15 protein-coding genes are annotated in these 20,142 nt (G+C 63.0%); 5 read left to right on the top strand and 10 right to left on the bottom strand.

Features of this window, described 5'->3' with window-relative positions:
• Window positions 1-159: 159 nt before the first annotated feature.
• Complete coding sequence (locus OPU96_RS23050) at window positions 160-1,275, bottom strand: Gfo/Idh/MocA family protein (RefSeq protein WP_498559751.1); 1,116 nt, start codon at window positions 1,273-1,275, stop codon at window positions 160-162.
• A 306-nt stretch (window positions 1,276-1,581) separates the two neighbouring features.
• On the opposite strand from OPU96_RS23050, the gene OPU96_RS23045 reads away from it, so the two are divergent.
• From OPU96_RS23045 to OPU96_RS23025, 5 genes are all read left to right on the top strand, one after another.
• Window positions 1,582-2,619: a WD40/YVTN/BNR-like repeat-containing protein gene (locus tag OPU96_RS23045; protein ID WP_192300545.1), complete on the top strand. Its 1,038-nt coding sequence runs from the start codon at window positions 1,582-1,584 to the stop codon at window positions 2,617-2,619.
• 18 nt (window positions 2,620-2,637) lie between these two features.
• Window positions 2,638-5,013, top strand: a complete 2,376-nt coding sequence (locus OPU96_RS23040; RefSeq protein ID WP_226457355.1) for an efflux RND transporter permease subunit — start codon at window positions 2,638-2,640, stop codon at window positions 5,011-5,013.
• Between the two features lie 78 nt (window positions 5,014-5,091).
• A complete protein-coding gene (locus OPU96_RS23035) occupies window positions 5,092-5,385 on the top strand; it encodes a DUF5629 family protein (protein ID WP_192300537.1) in 294 nt (97 codons plus the stop codon).
• Window positions 5,372-6,547: a lactonase family protein gene (locus OPU96_RS23030; protein ID WP_226457356.1), complete on the top strand. Its 1,176-nt coding sequence runs from the start codon at window positions 5,372-5,374 to the stop codon at window positions 6,545-6,547. The genes OPU96_RS23035 and OPU96_RS23030 overlap by 14 nt, the downstream gene beginning before the upstream one ends.
• A gap of 156 nt (window positions 6,548-6,703) precedes the next feature.
• Window positions 6,704-6,883 (top strand): hypothetical protein, encoded by a 180-nt coding sequence (locus OPU96_RS23025; protein WP_226457357.1) that lies wholly within the window; start codon window positions 6,704-6,706, stop codon window positions 6,881-6,883.
• Between the two features lie 125 nt (window positions 6,884-7,008).
• On the opposite strand, the gene OPU96_RS23020 is transcribed toward OPU96_RS23025, so the two are convergent.
• The 9 genes from OPU96_RS23020 to OPU96_RS22980 form a co-directional block, all read right to left on the bottom strand.
• Window positions 7,009-7,602 carry a glutathione S-transferase gene (locus tag OPU96_RS23020; RefSeq protein ID WP_305390961.1) on the bottom strand — a complete coding sequence of 198 codons (594 nt, stop codon included), beginning with the start codon at window positions 7,600-7,602 and terminating at the stop codon, window positions 7,009-7,011.
• The gene (locus OPU96_RS23015; protein ID WP_498559750.1) at window positions 7,599-11,237 is read right to left on the bottom strand and encodes an AAA family ATPase; all 3,639 of its coding nucleotides are present in this window, start codon (window positions 11,235-11,237) and stop codon (window positions 7,599-7,601) included. The genes OPU96_RS23020 and OPU96_RS23015 overlap by 4 nt, the downstream gene beginning before the upstream one ends.
• Window positions 11,234-12,475, bottom strand: coding sequence for an exonuclease SbcCD subunit D C-terminal domain-containing protein (locus tag OPU96_RS23010; protein WP_498559749.1), 1,242 nt, complete (start codon window positions 12,473-12,475; stop codon window positions 11,234-11,236). The genes OPU96_RS23015 and OPU96_RS23010 overlap by 4 nt, the downstream gene beginning before the upstream one ends.
• Window positions 12,476-13,060: 585 nt before the next feature.
• A complete protein-coding gene (locus tag OPU96_RS23005; protein ID WP_498559748.1) occupies window positions 13,061-14,701 on the bottom strand; it encodes a BatD family protein in 1,641 nt (546 codons plus the stop codon).
• Window positions 14,698-16,437, bottom strand: a complete 1,740-nt coding sequence (locus OPU96_RS23000) for a tetratricopeptide repeat protein (RefSeq protein WP_498559747.1) — start codon at window positions 16,435-16,437, stop codon at window positions 14,698-14,700. Before OPU96_RS23000 ends, OPU96_RS23005 begins: the two co-directional genes overlap by 4 nt.
• Window positions 16,434-17,522 carry a vWA domain-containing protein gene (locus tag OPU96_RS22995; protein WP_192300529.1) on the bottom strand — a complete coding sequence of 363 codons (1,089 nt, stop codon included), beginning with the start codon at window positions 17,520-17,522 and terminating at the stop codon, window positions 16,434-16,436. Before OPU96_RS22995 ends, OPU96_RS23000 begins: the two co-directional genes overlap by 4 nt.
• A complete protein-coding gene (locus tag OPU96_RS22990; protein WP_192300528.1) occupies window positions 17,515-18,009 on the bottom strand; it encodes a DUF4381 domain-containing protein in 495 nt (164 codons plus the stop codon). Before OPU96_RS22990 ends, OPU96_RS22995 begins: the two co-directional genes overlap by 8 nt.
• Window positions 18,006-18,938 carry a DUF58 domain-containing protein gene (locus OPU96_RS22985; protein WP_226457836.1) on the bottom strand — a complete coding sequence of 311 codons (933 nt, stop codon included), beginning with the start codon at window positions 18,936-18,938 and terminating at the stop codon, window positions 18,006-18,008. Before OPU96_RS22985 ends, OPU96_RS22990 begins: the two co-directional genes overlap by 4 nt.
• A gap of 5 nt (window positions 18,939-18,943) precedes the next feature.
• Window positions 18,944-19,903, bottom strand: coding sequence for an AAA family ATPase (locus OPU96_RS22980; RefSeq protein ID WP_034119884.1), 960 nt, complete (start codon window positions 19,901-19,903; stop codon window positions 18,944-18,946).
• Window positions 19,904-20,142 lie beyond the last annotated feature (239 nt).

Here is a 20,142-nt window from a genome sequence, read left to right as displayed (position 1 = left end):
GGGGGATCTCCAGCCGAACACTGACATTCCAGCAACACCAATCACCTGTGGGAGCGGGCTTGCCCGCGAAAGCGGTGTGTCAGTCAGCTCATTCATTGGCTGACCCACCGCGTTCGCGAGCAAGCCCGTCCCCACATAAATCCACTGCAATGTTGGGGACTAGACGCTGCTCACTTTGACCCAGCGTTCTTCGCTGGCGGCCACGCGAATGGCTGTTGCCAGTTGCTCCACCGCCCATGCCGCCTCGAAGTCAGTGCCATCCGTACCTTGACCGGCCACGGCCATGATCAACTCCTGCACCTCCAGCGTTTTCAATTCGTTGTAACCCAACTGATGCCCCGCCGCCGGGCTGAATGCCGCGTAGCCGGGCAGGGCTGGCCCCGCGAGCAGGCGCTGGAAGCCGTCCTGGCCGACACGGCACAAACGCAGTTCATTCAGGCGCTCCTGGTCGAAGGCCAGCGTGCCTTTCGTCCCGCTGATCTCGAAGCTCAGGTGGTTCTTGTAGCCATGCTTGAGCCAACTGCTGCTCACCGTGCCGCGCGCGCCGTTGGCGAAGCGCAGCAGGGCATGCACCTGGTCGTCGACGGCGATGGTTTTCAGTTCGCTGCTGCCTTTGACCGCCGGTCGCTCGGTGTGCACGGTGTGGGTGTCGGCGCAGACGCTGGCCACGTCGCCCACCAAAAAGCGCGCCATCGACAGCAAATGGCTGCCCAGGTCGGCCAGGGCGCCGCCGGCATGTCCGACTTCGCAGCGCCATGACCAGGGCGAGGTCGGGTCGGCCATGAAGTCTTCGCTGAACTCACCCTGGAAGCTGATGATGTCGCCCAAATCGCCATTGGCAATCATCTGCCTGGCCAGCGTGATCATCGGGTTGTGCTGGTAGTTATAGCCGACCCGCGTCACCACCCCGGCGGTGCTGGCGGCGCGGCGCATGGCGTCGGCTTGCTCCAGGCTGACGGCCAGGGGTTTTTCGCAGTAAACCGCTTTGCCGGCGGCGATGGCGGCCATGGCCATGGGGTAGTGCAGGTGGTTGGGTGTGGTGATGGCCACGACGTCGACGTTGGGGTCATTGATCAACGCCTGCCAGTCACCGTGGGCCTGGGCGAATCCCCAGGCGTTGGCGCAGCGTTGGGCGCGCTCGGTGTCGGCGTCGGCCAGGGCGGCCAGTTTGAGAGTGACCGGCAGTTCGAATACCGCGCGGGCGTTGTTGAACGCCAAGGCATGGGCGCGGCCCATGAAGCCTGTGCCGATCAAGCCGATTCCGAGTTCACGCATAGCCGTGGTCCTTTGCATTATTGTTTTCAGAGGCGCTATTAATGGAATAAAAATTCCTTAAACTCAATAGATGGAATAAAAATTCATTGCGTGTCGACAATCACTCCGGCGAATGCAGCTATATTCAGCGCGTGGCCAAATGCCGCCAGTTAACAAAACATAACGTAGCGCCGATTGTCAGACGATTCGAAAGCCCGATAGGATGGCCCCTGCTTTCTCCAGGCGCTCTAGATTGCAGGTTTCAAGGCCCCGGAAGGCAGGCGATAACAATAATAAATGGGAGAAAGGTCTATGAGTGAGCCTGTCATGGGTTGGGTTGTTTGCCGCCCACATGCCGCACGCAGGGTTGCGTTGCTGGCCACAGCGCTCTCGCTGTTTGGGGCCGTCGCGTTGCCGACGGCCGTCCAGGCCGCCAGCGATACCCCCGCCGCAGCGGTGTTTGCGATTGAATCCCCCAAGGCCGCCAAGGGCCTGATGATCGACGTTGTCCACGCCGGCAAGCGCCTGGTGGCGGTCGGTGATCGCGGGCACATCCTCTATTCCGACGACCAGGGCGCCACGTGGGCCCAGGCCAAGGTCCCCACCCGGCAATTGCTCACGGCGGTGTATTTCGTCGATGACAAGCAAGGTTGGGCGGTGGGCCATGATGCACAGATCCTCGCCACCGCTGACGGGGGCGCCACTTGGACCCAGCAATTTCAAGACCTCAAGCGCGAAGCCCCCTTGCTCGACGTGTGGTTCAACGACGCCAACCACGGCCTGGCCGTTGGCGCCTACGGCGCGCTGATCGAAACCACCGACGGCGGCAAGACCTGGAACGACGTCAGCGAGCGTCTCGACAACGAAGACCAGTTCCACCTCAACGCCATCGCCCATATCAAGGATGCCGGCCTGTTTATCGTCGGCGAGCAGGGCAGCATGTTCCGCTCCAGCGACGACGGCCAGACCTGGGAAAAGCTCCAAGGCCCCTACGAGGGCTCGTTGTTTGGCGTGATCGGCACCGCCCAGCCGCAGACCTTGCTGGCCTTTGGCTTGCGCGGCAACCTGTACCGCTCCACGGATTTTGGCAGCACCTGGGAGCAGGTCGAACTGAATGCCGCACGGGGCGCGCTGGAGTTCGGCTTGTCCGGCGCGACCTTGCTGGACGACGGCGCCATCGTGGTGGTCGGCAATGGTGGCAGCGTGGTCGTCAGCCATGACGACGGGCTGACCTTCAGCGTCTTCAATCGCCCGGACCGGATTTCCCTCTCCTCGGTGACGGCGGCAGGCAATGGCAATTTGATCCTCGCGGGGCAGGGTGGCGTGCGTGTCGCCACCGTTGCCGGCGCAGAGCTCTCAAAATAATAAGAAGGCGGGGATTCAATGAGCAGTCATCACAACGATAAAGCGACCTTTCTTGAGCGTCTGATCTTCAACAACCGCCCGGCAGTCATCGTGATCTGCCTGCTGGTGAGTGTTTTCCTGTTCTGGCAGGCGACGTTGATTCGCCCGTCCACCAGCTTTGAAAAAATGATCCCCCTCAAGCACCCCTTCATCGAGAAGATGATGGAGCACCGCAACGACCTGGCGAACCTGGGCAACACGGTGCGGATTTCGGTGGAGGCCAAGGACGGCGACATTTTCACCAAGGAGTACATGGAGACCCTGCGGCAGATCAACGATGAGGTGTTCTACATCTCCGGCGTCGACCGTTCGGGCCTCAAGTCGCTGTGGAGCCCCAGCGTGCGCTGGACCGAAGTGACCGAAGAAGGCTTTGCCGGCGGTGAAGTGATCCCGCAAAGCTACAACGGCTCGGCGGAAAGTCTCGATCAACTGCGCAACAACGTGCTCAAGTCCGGCCAGGTCGGGCGGTTGGTGTCCAACGATTTCAAATCGAGCATCGTCGACATCCCGCTGCTGGAGTCCTACCCGGACCCGCAGGACCAGGGCAAGTTGCTGGCCCTGGACTACCGCAAGTTCTCCCATGAACTTGAAGACAAGATCCGTGACAAGTTCGAAGCGCAGAACCCCAACGTCAAGATCCACATCGTCGGCTTCGCCAAGAAGGTCGGCGACCTGATCGACGGCCTGGTGATGGTGGTGATGTTCTTCGGCATCGCGTTTGTCATCACCCTGATCCTGCTGTTGTGGTTCACCAACTGCCTGCGCAGCACCATCGCCGTGTTGAGCACCACGCTGGTGGCGGTGATCTGGCAATTGGGGCTGATGCACTTTTTCGGCTTCGGGCTGGACCCGTATTCGATGCTGGTGCCGTTCCTGATTTTTGCCATCGGTATTTCCCACGGCGTGCAGAAGATCAACGGCATCGCCCTGCAATCCAGCGAGGCCGACAACGCGCTGACGGCGGCGCGGCGCACGTTCCGCCAACTGTTCCTGCCGGGGATGATTGCGATCCTGGCGGATGCGGTGGGTTTCATTACGTTGTTGATCATCGACATCGGCGTGATCCGTGAGCTGGCCATCGGTGCCTCCATCGGCGTGGCGGTGATTGTGTTCACCAACCTGATCCTGCTGCCGGTGGCGATTTCCTACGTCGGCATCAGCAAGCGCGCCATCGCCAAGAGTAAGAAAGACGCGAACCGCGAGCATTCGTTCTGGCGCCTGCTGTCGAACTTTGCCAGCCCGAAAGTCGCGCCGATCTCCATCGCCCTGGCCCTGGTGGCCTTTGGCGGCGGCCTCTGGTACAGCCAGAACCTGAAGATCGGCGACCTCGATCAGGGCGCGCCGGAACTGCGTCCGGACTCGCGCTACAACAAAGACAACAACTTCATCATCAGCAACTACTCCACCAGCTCCGACGTGTTGGTGGTGATGGTCAAGACCAACGCCGAAGGCTGCTCGCGCTACGAAGCCATGGCGCCCATCGACCAGTTGATGTGGAAGATGCAGAACACCGAGGGCGTGCAGTCGGCGATCTCGCTGGTGACCGTGTCCAAGCAGATGATCAAGGGCATGAACGAGGGCAACCTGAAGTGGGAAACCCTGTCGCGTAACCCGGATGTGTTGAACAACTCCATCGCCCGGGCCGACGGCCTGTACAACAACAATTGCTCCCTGGCGCCGGTGCTGGTGTTCCTCAATGACCACAAGGCCGAGACCCTCGACCGGGCGGTGCATGCGGTGCAGGAGTTTGCCAAGGAGAACAACAGGGACGGCCTGGAATTCATCCTCGCCGCCGGTAACGCCGGGATCGAAGCGGCCACCAACGAGGTGATCAAGGAATCCGAGCTGACCATCCTGATCCTGGTGTACCTGTGCGTCGCGACCATGTGCATGATCACCTTCCGCTCCTGGGCGGCGACCCTGTGCATCGTGCTGCCGCTGGTGCTGACTTCGGTGCTGGGTAACGCGCTGATGGCGTTCATGGGCATTGGCGTCAAGGTCGCCACCTTGCCCGTGGTGGCGCTGGGCGTCGGGATCGGCGTGGACTACGGCATCTACATCTACAGTCGCCTGGAAAGCTTCCTGCGTGCGGGCCTGCCGTTGCAAGAGGCGTACTACCAGACGCTCAAGTCCACCGGTAAAGCCGTGCTGTTCACCGGCCTGTGCCTGGCGATCGGCGTGTGCACCTGGATCTTCTCGGCGATCAAGTTCCAGGCCGACATGGGCCTGATGCTGACCTTCATGTTGCTGTGGAACATGTTCGGTGCATTGTGGCTGCTGCCGGCACTGGCGCGGTTCCTGATCAAACCCGAGAAATTGGCGGGGCAGAAGGGCAACTCACTCTTCGCCCATTGATCGATTAGACCAATGCCGCAAGGCACGGCGGGGGAATTGACCTATCATGTGTCTTTTCCCCCGCAGTGACTTCACATCATGACCGACGCAACACCAAACCTGAGCAGCGCCCTGAACGACAGCGACATGCTGATCATCAACGGGCTGCACGCCTTCGAGTTCATCTTTGACCAGCATTTGCTGATCGAGAGCATGGACGGTCGGGACCTCAAGCGTTGGAAGTTCAGCCCCGAACAACTGGCCGCCGCCACCTTCGATGAAAGCCTGCAAAGCTGGTTGCTGATCAATGAAGAGGGTGAGCACCGCCTGGTTTGTTTGAGCGCGTTCACCGGCAACAATAACGACGAGGACGAAGCCGATGCTGATGCGTAAATTCTGGCCCCTGCTGATGGCGGGCAGTGTTGGCGCAATGTCGGTGCAGGCCGCACCGGCCGAGACCTATGAACTGTTGGTCGGCAGCTATACCGCCGGCACCAGCGAAGGCATCTACCGCCTGCAATTCGACAGCCGTACGGGCAAGTTCCAGGGCCAGCCGGTACTGGCGGCCAAGGCTGCCAACCCGTCGTGGCTGACCGTTTCCAAGGACCAGAAACATTTGTTTGTGGTCAATGAGAACGGCCCGGGTCAGAACGATCCGGTCGGTCGTGTGAGCAGTTACCGCATCGACCCACAAAGTCATCAACTGACCCTGATCAATCAGGTGCAGAGCCTGGGCAACGAGCCGACTCATTCCAGCGTGGCTGCTGACGGGCGTTATCTGTTCGTCGCCAACTATTCGGTATTGGAAGATCCGGGCGGCAGCCTGGCGATCCTGCCCGTGGACGCCGCCGGCAAGCTGTCGGCACCCGTGCAGTTGAGCGGGCACCCGGCCAGCCGTGTGAACCCTGAGCGCCAGGCCTCCAACCATGTGCATTCGGTGGTGTCGTCGCCGGATGGCAAGTACGTGTTTGTGCAGGACCTGGGAGCAGACAAGGTGTTTGCCTATCGTTACGACCCCAAGGCCAATCATGAACTGCCGTTGACTCCGGCCGAGCCCGCCTCGGTGCAGTTGCCGCCGGGCAGCGGTCCACGTCATCTGCTGTTCAGCGCCGATGGCAAGCATGCGTGGCTGACCACCGAGATGAGTGCCCAGGTCGCGGTGTTCGACTACCAGGATGGCAAGCTCAGCCAGACTCAGCTGGTGGACTTCGCTGCCGGGCAACCGGCTGCGGACAAGGCCGGTGCGGCATTGCATGCGTCCGCTGATGGCAAGTTCCTGTACGTGAGCAACCGTGGCACCGCCAATCAGTTGCTGGTGTTCGGCATTGACCCGGCGACCGCACACCTCACGGAACTGCAACGCCGTTCCGTCGAAGGCGATCATCCGCGCGAGTTCAGCCTGGACCCGAGCGGCAAGTTTCTGCTGATCGCCAACCAGAAAAGCAATGAAATTGTGGTGGTCGAGCGTGACCCCAAGACCGGCCTGCTGGGTAAAACCGTGCAGAAATTGCCGATAGATGCGCCCAGCGACCTCAAGTTCCTGGTGCGTCAATAAGCCACAGGCCCCGCACTGCGGGGCCTGAGCATTTCTATTAATTCGAGTGATAACGGCTACTGTTTCAAAGCATTTCTAAGGTTCAACCCTCGGGCGTAAGTTGGGTTCCAAGGCCTTCCCGGCCACTCAAACCAAACGAACACAAGGGTAACCGACATGAACTTGAACCTCTTCTCCATCATCGCCGCTTCCGCCGTTTCCGCAACTGTGGCCCTGCCAGCGGCCGCCAGCGTGGAACTCACCGGCAAGAAATCCAGCACCAGCGCCTACACCCAGAAATACCTGCAACAGAGCGCCAACTTCTATGCCGCACTGGATCACAAGGCTCAGCACTGAATTCAAGATCATCTGAATCTAATGTGGGAGCTGGCTTGCCTGCGCCGCAGACACCTCGGTGAATCGGTTGTACCGAGTTGATGCTATCGCAGGCAAGCCAGCTCCCACAGTCGATCGTGTTGCTCTCAGGGTTTTGCCATCACTGCGACAAAGAGCGGTGAATCCAGAAACCGCTGTAGCCATACCTGCAACCGTTTATACGATGTACCGGCAAACCACACTCGATCCACATGGGCAAACTGACGCACAAACGGCGCCAGTGCAGCATCCGCCAGGGTCAGGTGGTCTGCCAGCAGGTAATCCCGCTCGGCCAATAACCCCTCCAGCTTGTGCAAAAACACCTCGCCCTCGGCCCGATAGTGCTCCATTGACTGCTCCGGGTAGCGTTCGGCGTACTTGTAGCGGTTCAAGTGTTGCTTGAAGACCTGGTCATTCTCGGCAATCAACGCCAGCACCGCCGGGTCGCCGCCGAGCAGCCAATCCTGCGGATCGTTCTGCGCCAGCGCCCACTGCATGATTTCCAGGCTCTCTTCAATCACGCGGTCATCAACGCTCAACACTGGCACCGTGCCCTTGGGCGACAGCGCCAGCATCTCGGCCGGCTTGGCCTTCAGGCTGACCTCGACGATACGCACCGCCACGCCTGAGTAGCGCAACGCCAACCGCGCACGCATCGCGTACGGGCAGCGTCGGAACGAGTACAGCAGCACCTCGCTCACTTGACCTCCAGGGTGCTCAAGCCATTGCCCTGACGCTTGACCTGGATCTGCACCGGGATGCGCTCGTGCATTTCCTGCACGTGGGAGATCACTGCCACCTTACGCCCCTGGGCTTGCAAGCCGTCCAGCGCATCCATTGCCAATTGCAGGGATTCGGGGTCGAGGCTGCCAAAACCTTCGTCGATAAACAGCGATTCGATCCTCAACGTGCTCGACGCCATCGACGCCAGGCCCAACGCCAGCGCCAACGACACCAGGAAAGTCTCGCCACCGGACAGCGAATGCACCGAGCGCAGTTCATCGCCCATTTCGGTGTCCAGTACCAACAGGCCGAGCATGCTGCCACCGCGCTTGAGGCGGTAGCGGCGCACCAGTTGGCGCAGTTGCACGTTGGCGTGGTGCACCAGCAGGTCGAGGTTGTAGGCCTGGGCGATCTTGCGGAATTTGTCGCCGTTGGCCGAGCCGATCAACGCTTCCAGACGGGCCCAGCGCTGCCATTCTTCATAGGCTTTGGCGGTGGTGAGCGCGAGGCTGTGATTGGCATCTTGGCGGCGCTGGTCTTCGGACTGGCGCGCACGCAGTTCGGCGAGGTGTTTTTCGCCGTCGGCCAATTGTTGGTTGAGCGCTACCAGGGTGCTGTCCAGTTGCTCGGCATCAAGGTTGCCGTTGTGCAAGGCCAGGTGATCGGCCAGGCGCTGCTCGCGCTCTTGCAGCAGCACCTTGGCTTGTTCGACGGCTTTTTCACTGTGCTGCACCTGCTGGCGCAGCGCACTGACCTGCGCCTCGTCGAAGGCCAGCAGGCGTGCGAGGCCGCTGTCATCCAGCTCGGGATGCAGGGCGCGCCATTCGCTGATGCGGCTGTCGAGCGTGTGCTGTTCGGTCAGCAGTGCCTGCTGGCGTTCCTGCTGGGCCTTGAGGTCGGCAGCCAACTGGATCAAGGCGTTGTGCAACTCGTGCAGTTGCGTGTTGGCGTCGGCTTCGCTTTGGCGTGACTGGGTCACGGCCTGTTCCAACTGCTGTTGCCAGTGTTCGGCGCTCGGATGCTCGCCCAACAAGGTGCTGAGCGTGTGCTGTGCGGCCTGATGCTGTGCGGTCACGTCGCGCAGTTGTTGCAGCAGTGCGTCGAGCTGTTGCTGGCGATGTTGCTGGTGGGTCTGTTCTTTCTCGATGGCGTGCTGGCGTTCTTGTTGTTCGGCCAGTTCATCTTTTTGCTGGCCCAACTGTTCAAGGCGCTGGCTGACCTGCTGGTCCAACTGCATGAAGGTCGCCGCCGGTTCGCTGCGCAAGCCTTCCAGTGTCTCGGTGGGCAACAGGCTGGCGAACCCATTGAGTTCTTCGTCGAGGCGTTCGCGGTCACTGGACAGTTCGCGCTGCTGGTCCACCAGCAATTGGCGGGCTTGCTGGCTGGCGTCCTGGGCGGCTTGCAGTTGTTGCTGCAAGCGCCCGGCATTTTGTTGCAGGTTGAGCAGGGCGCCTTGGCGTTGTTCGTCCTGGCTGATGCTTTGTGTCAGTTGGCTGAGCTGCTGGGCCAGCCATGCGCTGCGCTTGGCCGCGTCCTGATTGAACAGCAGGGCTGACAGCGGGTGTGCGTCCAGGCTGGGCGCCAGGGCGCTTTGTTGCGCAGCGAGTTGTTCCTGCTGTTGCAGGAACTCCTTTTGCTGGGCGATCAGGCCGCCCACTTCACCCCGCAGTTCGGTGAGTTTTTCCTTGAGGGTGTCGACGGCTTTTTGCGCCGTGGCCTCTTCATTCTCGTCATGCCGACCGAGACTTTGCAGCAGCGCTTCGGGCTGGTGATACGGGTGTTCGTGGCTGCCGCACACCGGGCACGGTTGATCGTCCTGCAACTGCTCGCGCAGTTCCTCGACGCTGGCACTGCGCGCCAGGCGTTGGCGTTCCAGCAGCTGTTTGGTCACCGTCAGCGTCTGCTCGGCTACCGTCAACTCGGCCTTGGTTTGCAGGCCGGTCTGGTTCAGCTGTTCGCGTTGCTGCTGGGCGTCGGCAAGCTTTTGTGTCAGCGCGCCGGACTGTTGATCCAGTTGCTGCTGGCTGTCCCACAGGCGCGTGAGGTCTTCGAAGGCACGCTGTTGCTTGCGATTGTCTTGCAGCAGGCTGGCGAGCAGCTGGATTTGCTCGGCCACGGCGTGGGGTTCGGCGCCGGCCTCTTGGTACAACAGGTCCAGGGCTTCGCGTTGCTGGGTGAACCGTTCGGCGGCGGCAGTGGCGCGCTGTTCCAACTGCGGCAGTTCGGCCTGGCCCTTGTTCAGGCGATTGCCGATCAGCATCAACTGTTGCAGGCGCTCACGGTAAACGGTCCAGGCATCGCCCAGCGGCGCGAGTGCGGCGCTGCGCTCCAGCCCGGCGGCGAGGCGTTGCAGGCGCTCAGTGACGGCGGCCTGCTTTTCCTGCAAGGCTTTGAGCAGGTTCTGGCCTTCGGTGCAGGCGCTTTGCTGTTGCTGTTTGTCGTCGTTGCGCTTGGCCAGGTCTTTGGCCAGGTGAGCGAGGGTGTTCTGTTCGGCGAAGGCCTGTTGCAGCAGCGGCCCTGCGTCGACTTGCTGTTTGACCGCGTCGGCCAATGCGGCCTGGGCGGCGGCTTGTTGCTGCTGGGCCTGGGCCTGCCGGGTAAGCAGCTCGGTCTGTTGGGTGTTGGACGCCTGAATCTGCGCGGCCAAAGGCGTCAGCATGCCGAGCAGCTCGGCTTGGCGTGTGAACTGGTGGCGCTGCGGTGCCAATTGTTCGAGGCGGCTCAGGTCCTGGCGTTGTTGGCCCTGGTTATCCCAGTCCGCTTGCGCGCGCTGGAGCTGTTCGGTGGCGTCGAGTTGGCGTTGTTGCCATTCACGCAGCTCCTTGAGCCAGGTGTGCTGCAACTCCAGCTGCTTGAGCTGGGCCTGCTGGACCTTGAGCTGTTGCTGGGCCTGGATGAACTGCTCGTCCAGCTCGGCGCGGGCTTCAGGGGCCAGGGGCACCACGCCGGTGGCCTGGTCTTGCAAGTGTTTGTGGGCGTCCTTGGCCTCCTTGGCCTTGTCGAACGCACGGCGGCCGAGGCGGGTGTACAGCGCGGTGTCGGTAAGTTTCTCCAGCAGCTCGCTACGCTCGTTGTCGTTGGCCTTGAGGAACGCACTGAATTCGCTCTGGGCCAGCAATACGGCGCGGGTGAACTGTTCGAAGTTCAGGCCCAGGGCCAGTTCCAACTGGGTCTTGTATTCGGTTTTCTGGCTGGCCAGCAGTTGTTCGCTGTCCAGGTCGATCAGGCTCTGGCGGCTGTTCTGCAATTTGCCGCTGGCCTTGTCGCGGGCGCGGTTGGCTTCCCAGCGCGCACGGTAGCGACGGCCACTGACGCCGACAAAATCCACCTCGGCATAGCCGCCACCCGTGCCACGGCGCAGCAAGGTGCGCGGATCGCCGATGGAAATGTCGCTGTCGGCATCGGGCATCTTGGCCTGGCCGGTGTCGCCCAGCCGGGGCACTGCGCCGAACAGCGCCAGGCACAGTGCGTCGAGCAGGGTGCTTTTACCGGCGCCGGTGGGGCCGGTGATTGCAAACAACCCGGCGCTGGCCAGGGGTTCGGCGGTGAAGTCGATTTCAAACGGGCCGGCCAGGGAGGCCAGGTTTTTCAGGCGGATGGCGAGGATCTTCATGGCTGTTCATCCTCCTGTTGCACGTCCTGGAGCAGCACGGCGAAATCCTTCAAGGTCTGTTCATCCACTTCGCTGCCATAGCTGTCCTGCCAGGCGCGGCTGAACAGTTCCTGGGGGGTGAGCTGGTCGAGTTCTATCAGCCGCGCTTCGCCTTCCTCCTCCCGTGGGCCGGTGCCTGCGTACTCGGCGGCGATACGCACCAGGCGCACGGCCTTGCCTTGCAGAGCGGCTTCGATCTGCTGGCGCAGGTCGGGTTGGGGTTCGTCGAGGCGCACGCGCACTTCCAGCCAGGGGTGGTGCTGGGTTTCGGCGAGCAGGTCGACGTCGGGCAACTCGCTCAAGGCCGCGAGAATGTCGGCCAGGGGCGCGGCTTCCAGGCGTTGCAGGTTGACCGACCGCGGAATCAGCAACGGTTCGACGCTGACCAGTCGCTCGCCTTGGAACAACACGTCGAGAATCTGGTGCTTGTAGCCAATTTCGGAAAACGACAGTGGGATCGGCGAGCCGCTGTAGCGAATACGCTCTTCACCATTGACCTTTTGCGGCTTGTGCAAATGGCCGAGGGCAACATAAGCGACGCTTCTATCAAACAGCTTGGCCGGCAGCGCCTCGGCATTGCCGATGATCAAGCTGCGTTCGGAGTCTTCCGATACCGAGCCCCCAGCCATGTGCGCGTGGCTGATGGCAACCAGCGCCTGGCCTTTTTTACGCTTGGCGTTGGCAGCAGCGATGAGCGCCTCATGCACCTGGCCGATACCGCGCAGGTAATCGTCACCCAGGTGCGCGCCCGTGACTTCCGCGGGGCGCAAAAACGGCAACGCCAGGCACCAGCCGACAATCTTGCCTTTGGCATTCGGCAGGGGGATCAGCAGGCGTTCGGCATCCAGTTGGCCGTCATCCAGCCACAGCACGCGACCCAGGGCGTGGGTGCGCAAGCGGCGCATCAACGGCGCGGGCAGCTCGATACGCGAACCGGAGTCATGGTTGCCGGCGATCATCACGATGGTGAGGTCGGGGTTTTGTTCGTGGGCACTGATGATGAAATCGTACAGCTGCTCCTGGGCTTTGAGCGGCGGGTTGACCGTGTCGAAGATGTCGCCGGCGATCAACAGCACATCCGGGCGCTGGGCCTTTAATTGCTCGAGCAGCCATTTGAGGAAGCAGGCGTGCTCGAAGTCGCGCTCCTGGCCGTGCAGGTTTTGCCCAAGGTGCCAGTCGGAGGTGTGGAACAGACGCAAGGCAAACTCCCTGGAGAAGATGAAAAGGAGGGGAGTTTACCTGTAAAAGCGCGCACGGTGCCGGTGGCTAGCCAAGATCCAATGTGGGAGGTGCTGGGGAGCGAGTGTTCGGCTGGAGATCGCCCAGGCACTGCCAATCCTCTGTGGGAGCTGTCGAGCTTTAGCGAGGCTGCGAAGGCGGTGGCACTGTTGGTAGAGGAGTTGGCTGAACTACTGCTTTCGCGGGCAAGCCCGCTCCCACAGGTGATTGGTGTTGCTGGGCTGTCAGTGCTTGGCTGGAGATCGCCCAGGCACTGCCAATCCCCTGTGGGAGCTGTCGAGCTTTAGCGAGGCTGCGAAGGCGGCGGCACTGCTGGTGGAGATGTTGGCTGAACCACCGCTTTCGCGGGCAAGCCCGCTCCCACAGGTGATTGGTGTTGCTGGGCTGTCAGTGCTTGGCTGGAGATCGTCCAGGCACTGCCCATCCCCTGTGGGAGCTGTCGAGCTTTAGCGAGGCTGCGAAGGCGGCGGGACTGTTGGTGGAGGGGTTGCCCTCAGCCATAGAATCTCCCAGAGGTTGATTGTGTGGTCTCAGGCCGGCCCTGGTTATTTGGGGTAGAGCGGCGGCAAGCTGGTGGTGTCCGTCGCAGGGTCCAGCTCGCGTTCGGCCATGGGGATGGCCTTGACCGCGCGCCACAGTTCTTCGCCCAGCCAGTATTGGCCGCTTTCGCTGTAGAGCGCGCCGTTGAGGCCGTCGAGGGCGTCGGACAGTGGTACAAACCGGGCGGCCATCTCGGCCAGGGTTTCCGGTTGCTGGCGCGCCCAGGCGTCGAGGGCCTGGCGGGTGGCCTGGGGGTCGTTGGCCTGGGTGGCGCGCTTGAGGTCGTCAAGTAGCGTACGTGGGCTCGGGCCGGTTTGCGCGGCGCGCAGCACGGCGGGCTGGCGACGTGCACGCCACCACAGGCCAAAGCCGAGCAGGGTGGTGCAGGCCAGGATCAGCGTACTCAGTTGCCACAGCCACAAGCGACTGTCGTCCGGTGCGGTGATAATGGTCGGCGTGGCGGGGGTGTCCACCACCAGGCTTGGGTTATTGGCCACTTGCAGGGTGCGCGCCGGCAGGCTGGTATGTTCAAGGTGGTCTTCGTGGGTGTTCCACCACACCACGTCTACCGCCGGCAGTTCCAACGGGCCGACGCGGTTGGGCACCAGGGCCTCGCGGTCTTCGCGGCTGCCGATCAGGCCGCGGTCGCTGGTCTGGTTGCCGAGCACCGGTTGGTCCGGGTAACGGCGCAGGCCGTTGATGTCGGTGCTGGGCAGCGCCGGCAGTTGCGCGCTGGAGAGGCCTTCGGCCTTGACGATGAGACTGCGGGTCAGGGAATCGCCAACCTGCACATGCTCAGGCTCGGGGTTCCAGCTCTCGCTCAGGGTCAGGCTGCGCGCGGGCAGCCAGGGCGCGTCGGCGGGGTAGAGTTCGGGCTTGGGCTTGACCGTCAATGGCAGCGGCGCCGAGCTGACATGGATCAGCTTGCCGGGCTTGGTGCCTTGCAGGGTGTTTTCCTGGGGCGGGCGCGACTCCACCAGCGTCGCACTGAAGGTCTGCGCCGGAATGTCCAGCGTGCCACTGTGCTGTGGGTAGATCGCGTAGCGGGTTTCGATCACGCCGTGGCGGATGCTGTTGATGACCTTTTCGTAGGTGCGCGACTCGCCCAGTTGCTCGACGCGGGCGTCGGCGATTTGCAATGGCGTGAGGCTGCTGTCGTCATACAGCGACACCGAGTGGTACACCCGCACCGTCAACAGCGCCTGGGCCTGGACGTACACCGTGGTTTGGTCGAGGTTGGCTTCGACGAACACCGGTGCCAGCTCGGCGCTGGTGTTCTGGCTGGCGGTCTCCACCACTTGCAGGCTGATGGGTTGGGTCGAGTATTCGCCCACTTGCAGCGGCGGGATGATCACCGTGCCGTTTTCCTTGGGCAGCAGGGTGATGATCCAGCGCGTGGTCGCGTGGTTGTCGCCGCCGAGGGTGGTGAGTTGGTTGAGCTGGCGCGTGCCGCTGACTTCGAACTGTGCCTCCAGCGGCGACAGGTCGGGCTTGCCGAACTGGGTGACGTCGCTCGATTCCACCGTCAGCTCGACCGTTTCCCCGGAGTTGAGGCGGCTGCGGTCGACGCTGGCGACCAGGTTCGCCGCCTGGGCGTGGCCTGCCGATAACGTGAGCAGAAGCAGTAGGGTGGTGCGGCGGCTCATCGAGTCTTGTCCTGATGTTGTTGCTGTTCGTACCAGAATTTGCGGCGCAGCAGTTCACCGGGGTTGTCCGGGATCTCCCGCAGCCATTGTTCCAGGGCCTGGCGGTGTTCACCGTCAAGGCTGGCGTCGTTGGGGCGCAGCGGCGGGGTGGTGGTTTGTTCATCCCCCAGTTCGCTGCCCGGCACTTCGTTGCCGCCGGTGGGGGGTGTGGCCCCGGCCTGGGTCTCGCCGGTGCCGGCCTCGCCCTGGCCCTGGGACGTCTGCTCGTCACCTGTGGCATTTTGCCCGCTGGCACCCGGCTGCGCAGTTTGGCCGGGTTGGCGGGTTTCGTCATCCTGGTTTTCTGCCGGTTTCTCCGGCTCGGGCTCGGCCTGTTCCTGCATCAAGGCTTCCACCAGGGCTTTGTTTTTCAACGCCGGTTGCAGGTCGGGCTGGGCTTCCAGCGCCTGTTCATAGGCATCGATGGCGGCTTCCAGTGCGCCGGACTTGGCCAGGGCATTACCACGATTGTAGTGGGAGTAGGCGTCATTGCCTTCGGCGAAACGCTTGATGGCCTCGGCGTAGTTGCCCGCTTCATACAGCGCCACACCCTGCCATTGCGAGTCCTGGAAGTGCTCGGCGGCTTCGGCCGGACGCTTTTTCTTCAGCAGGTATTGGCCTTGCTGGTCGGGGCGCAGCCACAGGTCCTGTAATTCAAAGGCATAGCTGGGCTGGGGCGCGGTCAACAGCAGCAACGGCAGGCAGAACAGCCAGCCGCGGCGCCCGGCGCAGGCCGCCAGCAGCAACAGCGGCAGGAGCAGCCAGTAACCCTGGTCGGCCCAGGTGTCGAGGTGCAGGCGCTGGCCGTCGTCGCGCAGGGCCTGGGGCGGGTCGAGCACGCCGAGTTGGCGCAGGTCCTTGTCATCCAGGCGCGCGGCACGGTAGCGGCCGCCCATCTCACTGGCAAAGGCCTTGAGTGTGGGGCTGTCGAGACGTGGTACCAGAATCGCGCCTTGTTCGTCCTTGAGAAACTCGCCGCTTTCCTGGGTCACGGGCGTGCCTTCACGGCTGCCGATGCCGAGGATCGACAGGCTCGGGGTCTGGGCACCTTGCAGCAGCAGGCGAATGCCCTGGCGTTCCTGTTTGGACAGCGACGAGCCGATAAACAGCAGGCGTCCCTGGCCCAGCCCGCCTTGTTTGAGCAGGAACAGGGCTTTCTCGACCGCCAGGTCGGCGCGGTGGCCGGGCTCGGGCATGATCGAGGGGCGCAGCGCTTCCAGCAGGTTGCGGCTGGTGGCGAGGTCGTCCGACAGCGGCACCAGGGTGTGGGCGCTGCCGGCGTAGACGACGATGGCGGTCTGTGCGTCGGTGCGTGCCTGCAACAAATCGTAGAGCTTGCGCCGTGCCTGCTCCAGGCGGTTGGGCGGGCTGTCGGTGGCGAGCATTTCCGGAGTGAGTTCCAGCAATACCACCAACGGGTCGGATGGCTTCTGGCTGGACTGTTCAACCCGCTGCCAACTCGGGCCCAGTAACGCCAGCACGGCCAGCAGCCAGGCGATGCCGAGCACCACCCACGGCGCTTTGCTTTCGCGGCCGTTGCCGCCGCTGAGCAACACGGCATGGAAGGCCGGCGGCAAGATCATCTGCCAGCGCCCCGCGCGTTTTTGCCGGTGCCACAGTTGCCACAGCAGCCAGCCGAGCAACGGCAGCAGCAACAGCCACCAGGGGCGGAACCAGTGCGGCCACAGGTCGATCATCGACGCCTCCGTAAACGCAGGCGTTTGAGGCGTTGGCGCCATTCAGGGTGTTGTTGCAGGAAGCGGCCCTTGCTCGACAGTTTGTCGAACAGCCGTTGCAGCGCGTTGTTCGGCCAGCGTTCCTGGATCACCAGCAGCATGCTCAGCACCAGGGCCAGGCCGAGGGGCGCGCTGTACAGCGCCAGGGCCGGGCGGGCCTGGGTCGGTTGCTGTTCGACGGGTTCGAGTTTGTCGAGGGTCTGCTTGATGGCTTGCAGCTCTTCGCCATCGCGCGCGCGGAAATACTGGCCACCCGTGGCCTCGGCAATCGCTTTGAGCGCGGGCTCGTCAAGGTCCAGGCTCGGGTTGACGCCAAGGATACCCAGGGAACCGGTCTGCTCAGGGTCGGCACCGATGCCGATCGGGTAGATTTTCACCCCTTCTTCGGCGGCCAGGCGCGCGGCGGTCAGTGGGTCGATCTGCCCGGCGTTGTTGGCGCCGTCGGTGACCAGGATCAGCACGCGGCTTTGCGCCGGGCGTTGGCGCAGGCGCTTGAGGGCCAGGCCGATGGCGTCGCCAATCGCGGTGTTCTTGCCGGCGATGCCGATGCGTGCTTCATCCAGCCAGGTGCGTACGGTGCGGCGGTCGAAGGTCAGCGGCGCTTGCAGGTAGGCTTGGCTGCCGAACAGGATCAGGCCGACACGGTCGCCTTCGCGCGCCTCGAGGAAATCGCCGAGCAGGTGCTTGACCAGGCTCAGGCGACTGATGTCGTCGTCCTGCCAGTGCATGTCGGGGAAATCCATGGAGCCGGACACGTCTACCGCCACCAGCAAGTCACGGCCACTGGCGGCAATCGGCAGCGGTTCGCCGAGCCATTCCGGGCGCGCGGCGGCACTGAGCAGCAACAGCCACAGGAAAACGAATGGTGCTTGCTGGCGCCAGCCCGGCAGGTTTGAGCGGGCGCGGCGGCGGGCGAGGCTTTCGAGGTCGTTGAGGTAGCTGACCTTCAAGGCCGGCTCACCGCTGTCGGCGACCGGCAGCACCAGGCGCATCAGCCAGGGTAATGGCAACAGGGCGAAGATCCACGGCCAGGCGAACTCAAACATGTTTGCGAATCCAGGTGTCGACGGCTTGGGTCAGGCCGGCGATGGCCTTGTCGTCGAGTTTGCATTCGGGCTTGTAGGCGCCTTCCACCAGCACCATCCAGCGCGTCAGGCCGGCGGCGGGGCAGCGGTTGTCGAGGAATGCCAGCCATTTGCGGCCGTTGAGGGTGTGGCTCTGGCTGTAGGGGTAGTCGTTGCGGCACAGGCGCTTGAGCAGACCGTTGAGTTGTTGCAGCCAGGCGCCGGCAGGGGCGCCGTCGTAGGGCTTGGGCATCAGCGCGAGTTCCGCCAGGGCGGCGATGCGCAGTGGGTCCAGTGGTTGTTCGGCGCGGGCCACCGGGCGTCGTGTCGGCAGGAAGCGGCGCAGTGACCACAGGCCCCAGCCGAGCAACGGGATGAGCAGCAGCAACAGCCACCAGCCCGGTGCCGGCGGCCAGAAACCGATGGCCGGAGGGGCGATCAGCGGTTGCAGTTGGTCAAGGCTGCTCATTGTTTTTTAACCGGGCGTTGCGGGTTGAGGTATTCGCGCAGTTGCTCGACCATTTCGCTCTGGGTGCTCAACGGCATCAGCAGCACCCGCAGTTTTTGCGCGAGCAGTTCCCAGCGTGCAATGCGCGCTTCGGCCTGGGCCTTGTAGGCCTGGCGCAGGTCGTAGTTGAGCGTGTCGAGTTCCAGCAGCGCGCCGCGTTGGGCGAAACGCAGCAGCCCGGCGGCGGGCAGGGCGTGGTCGAGCGGGTCGGAAATCGGCAGTAGCAGCAGGTCGCAATGGCGCGCCAAAAGGCTCAGCTGTTGCTCGGCGCCTTCGGTCAGGGCGCGCTCATCGCAGATCACGATCACCAGGCTGCCCGGGCGCAGTACTTCGCGGCCACGACGCAGGGCCATGCCGAGGGCGTCGGCTTCCGGGTGGCTTTCGGTGTTCAGGCTCTGGTTGACCCGCACCAGGCGGTTGAGCAGTTGCAGCAGGCTTTGCTTGCTGCGCCGCGGTTTGATTTCGTAGTGCTCGTTGTCACCGAATACCAACCCGCCGACACGGTCGTTGTGGCCCAGCGCCGCCCAGCCGATCAGGCTCGCCGCCTGGGCCGCGAGCACCGACTTGAACATCTGCCCCGAACCGAAAAACAGCCGGCAGCTTTGCTCGACCATGATGAAGATCGGACGTTCGCGTTCTTCATGGAACAGCTTGGTGTGCGGCTCCTGGGTGCGTGCAGTCACGCGCCAGTCGATGGTGCGTACGTCATCGCCGGCCTGGTACACGCGCACCTGGTCGAAGTCGACACCGCGCCCGCGCAACTTGGAGTGATGCAGGCCGATCAGCGGGCTGCGCTGGCTCGGCGTGGAAAACAGCTGCACTTCGCGCACGCGATGGCGCATCTCGATCAATTCGCTGAGGGTGACGCGGATGCCATCGCCTGCGTTCATGGGGCTCAAGCGACGGCAACGACGTCGAGAATGCGTTGCACCACGCGGTCCTGGTCAATGCCGGCGGCTTCGGCTTCGAACGACAGAATGATGCGATGGCGCAGCACGTCGAACAGCACCGCCTGAATATCCTCCGGGCTGACAAAGTCGCGACCGGCCAGCCACGCATGGGCGCGGGCGCAGCGGTCGAGGGCAATTGAGCCCCGCGGGCTGGCGCCGTAGGCGATCCACTCGGCCATCTCCGGGTCGAACTTGGCCGGGGTGCGCGTGGCCATGACCAGTTGCACCAGGTATTCCTCCACCGCATCGGCCATGTACAGGCCGAGGATTTCCTTGCGGGCGGCGAAGATGGCTTGCTGGCTGACACGACGCTCGGGTTTGGTTTCGCCATTGAGCGCTTCGCCACGGGCCTGTTGCAGGATGCGCCGTTCCACGGTGGCGTCCGGGAAACCGATTTTCACATGCATCAGGAAGCGGTCGAGCTGGGCTTCGGGCAATGGGTAGGTGCCTTCCTGCTCGATGGGGTTTTGCGTGGCCATCACCAGGAACAGTGGCGACAGTTCGTAGGTGCTGCGCCCGACGCTGACCTGGCGCTCGGCCATGGCCTCAAGCAAGGCCGATTGCACCTTGGCCGGGGCCCGGTTGATTTCGTCCGCCAGCACCAGGTTGTGGAAGATCGGGCCTTGCTGGAACACGAAGCTGCCGGTTTCCGGGCGATAGATCTCGGTGCCGGTGATGTCGGCGGGCAACAGGTCGGGGGTGAACTGGATGCGATGGAACTGCGCCTCGATGCCTTCGGCCAACTCTTTGATGGCCTTGGTCTTGGCCAGCCCCGGCGCGCCTTCGACCAGCATGTGGCCGTCGGCGAGCAGGGCGATCAACAGACGATCGATGAGTTTTTCCTGGCCGAGAATCTGCGTAGAAAGAAAGGTTCGCAGCGCGAGCAGCGCTTCACGATGTTCCATCGATGACGGTTCCTGGAGAGGTGCGCCCTGGGCGTCATGACACGAGCGCCGGGCTGGGGCGTCTACTTTAATGCATCGAGGGGTGTGGCGACTAACGGCGTGACGGGTATTTTTGGCAAATCTTGTAGGATTTTTGTGTTGAAACACTGTGAATGTGGGAACGGGCTTGCTCGCGAATGCGGTGGACCAGACAACACATCTGCAATTGACAGACCGCATTCGCGAGCAAGCCCGCTCCC

Source organism: Pseudomonas sp. RP-B7, assembly GCF_059803535.1.
Note: the sequence above shows the minus strand (reverse complement) of the source record. Positions and strands in the feature narration are given on the sequence as shown.

Bases quoted from the DNA above. Each gene is read 5' to 3' on its own strand.
- OPU96_RS23015 (WP_498559750.1), bottom strand. From the start codon at position 11,237: ATGAAGATCCTCGCCATCCGCCTGAAAAACCTGGCCTCCCTGGCCGGC.
- OPU96_RS23045 (WP_192300545.1), top strand. From the start codon at position 1,582: ATGGGTTGGGTTGTTTGCCGCCCACATGCCGCACGCAGGGTTGCGTTG.
- OPU96_RS22985 (WP_226457836.1), bottom strand. From the start codon at position 18,938: ATGAACGCAGGCGATGGCATCCGCGTCACCCTCAGCGAATTGATCGAG.
- OPU96_RS23040 (WP_226457355.1), top strand. From the start codon at position 2,638: ATGAGCAGTCATCACAACGATAAAGCGACCTTTCTTGAGCGTCTGATC.
- OPU96_RS23005 (WP_498559748.1), bottom strand. From the start codon at position 14,701: ATGAGCCGCCGCACCACCCTACTGCTTCTGCTCACGTTATCGGCAGGC.
- OPU96_RS22990 (WP_192300528.1), bottom strand. From the start codon at position 18,009: ATGAGCAGCCTTGACCAACTGCAACCGCTGATCGCCCCTCCGGCCATC.
- OPU96_RS23050 (WP_498559751.1), bottom strand. From the start codon at position 1,275: ATGCGTGAACTCGGAATCGGCTTGATCGGCACAGGCTTCATGGGCCGC.
- OPU96_RS22995 (WP_192300529.1), bottom strand. From the start codon at position 17,522: ATGTTTGAGTTCGCCTGGCCGTGGATCTTCGCCCTGTTGCCATTACCC.
- OPU96_RS23035 (WP_192300537.1), top strand. From the start codon at position 5,092: ATGACCGACGCAACACCAAACCTGAGCAGCGCCCTGAACGACAGCGAC.
- OPU96_RS22980 (WP_034119884.1), bottom strand. From the start codon at position 19,903: ATGGAACATCGTGAAGCGCTGCTCGCGCTGCGAACCTTTCTTTCTACG.
- OPU96_RS23000 (WP_498559747.1), bottom strand. From the start codon at position 16,437: ATGATCGACCTGTGGCCGCACTGGTTCCGCCCCTGGTGGCTGTTGCTG.
- OPU96_RS23030 (WP_226457356.1), top strand. From the start codon at position 5,372: ATGCTGATGCGTAAATTCTGGCCCCTGCTGATGGCGGGCAGTGTTGGC.
- OPU96_RS23025 (WP_226457357.1), top strand. From the start codon at position 6,704: ATGAACTTGAACCTCTTCTCCATCATCGCCGCTTCCGCCGTTTCCGCA.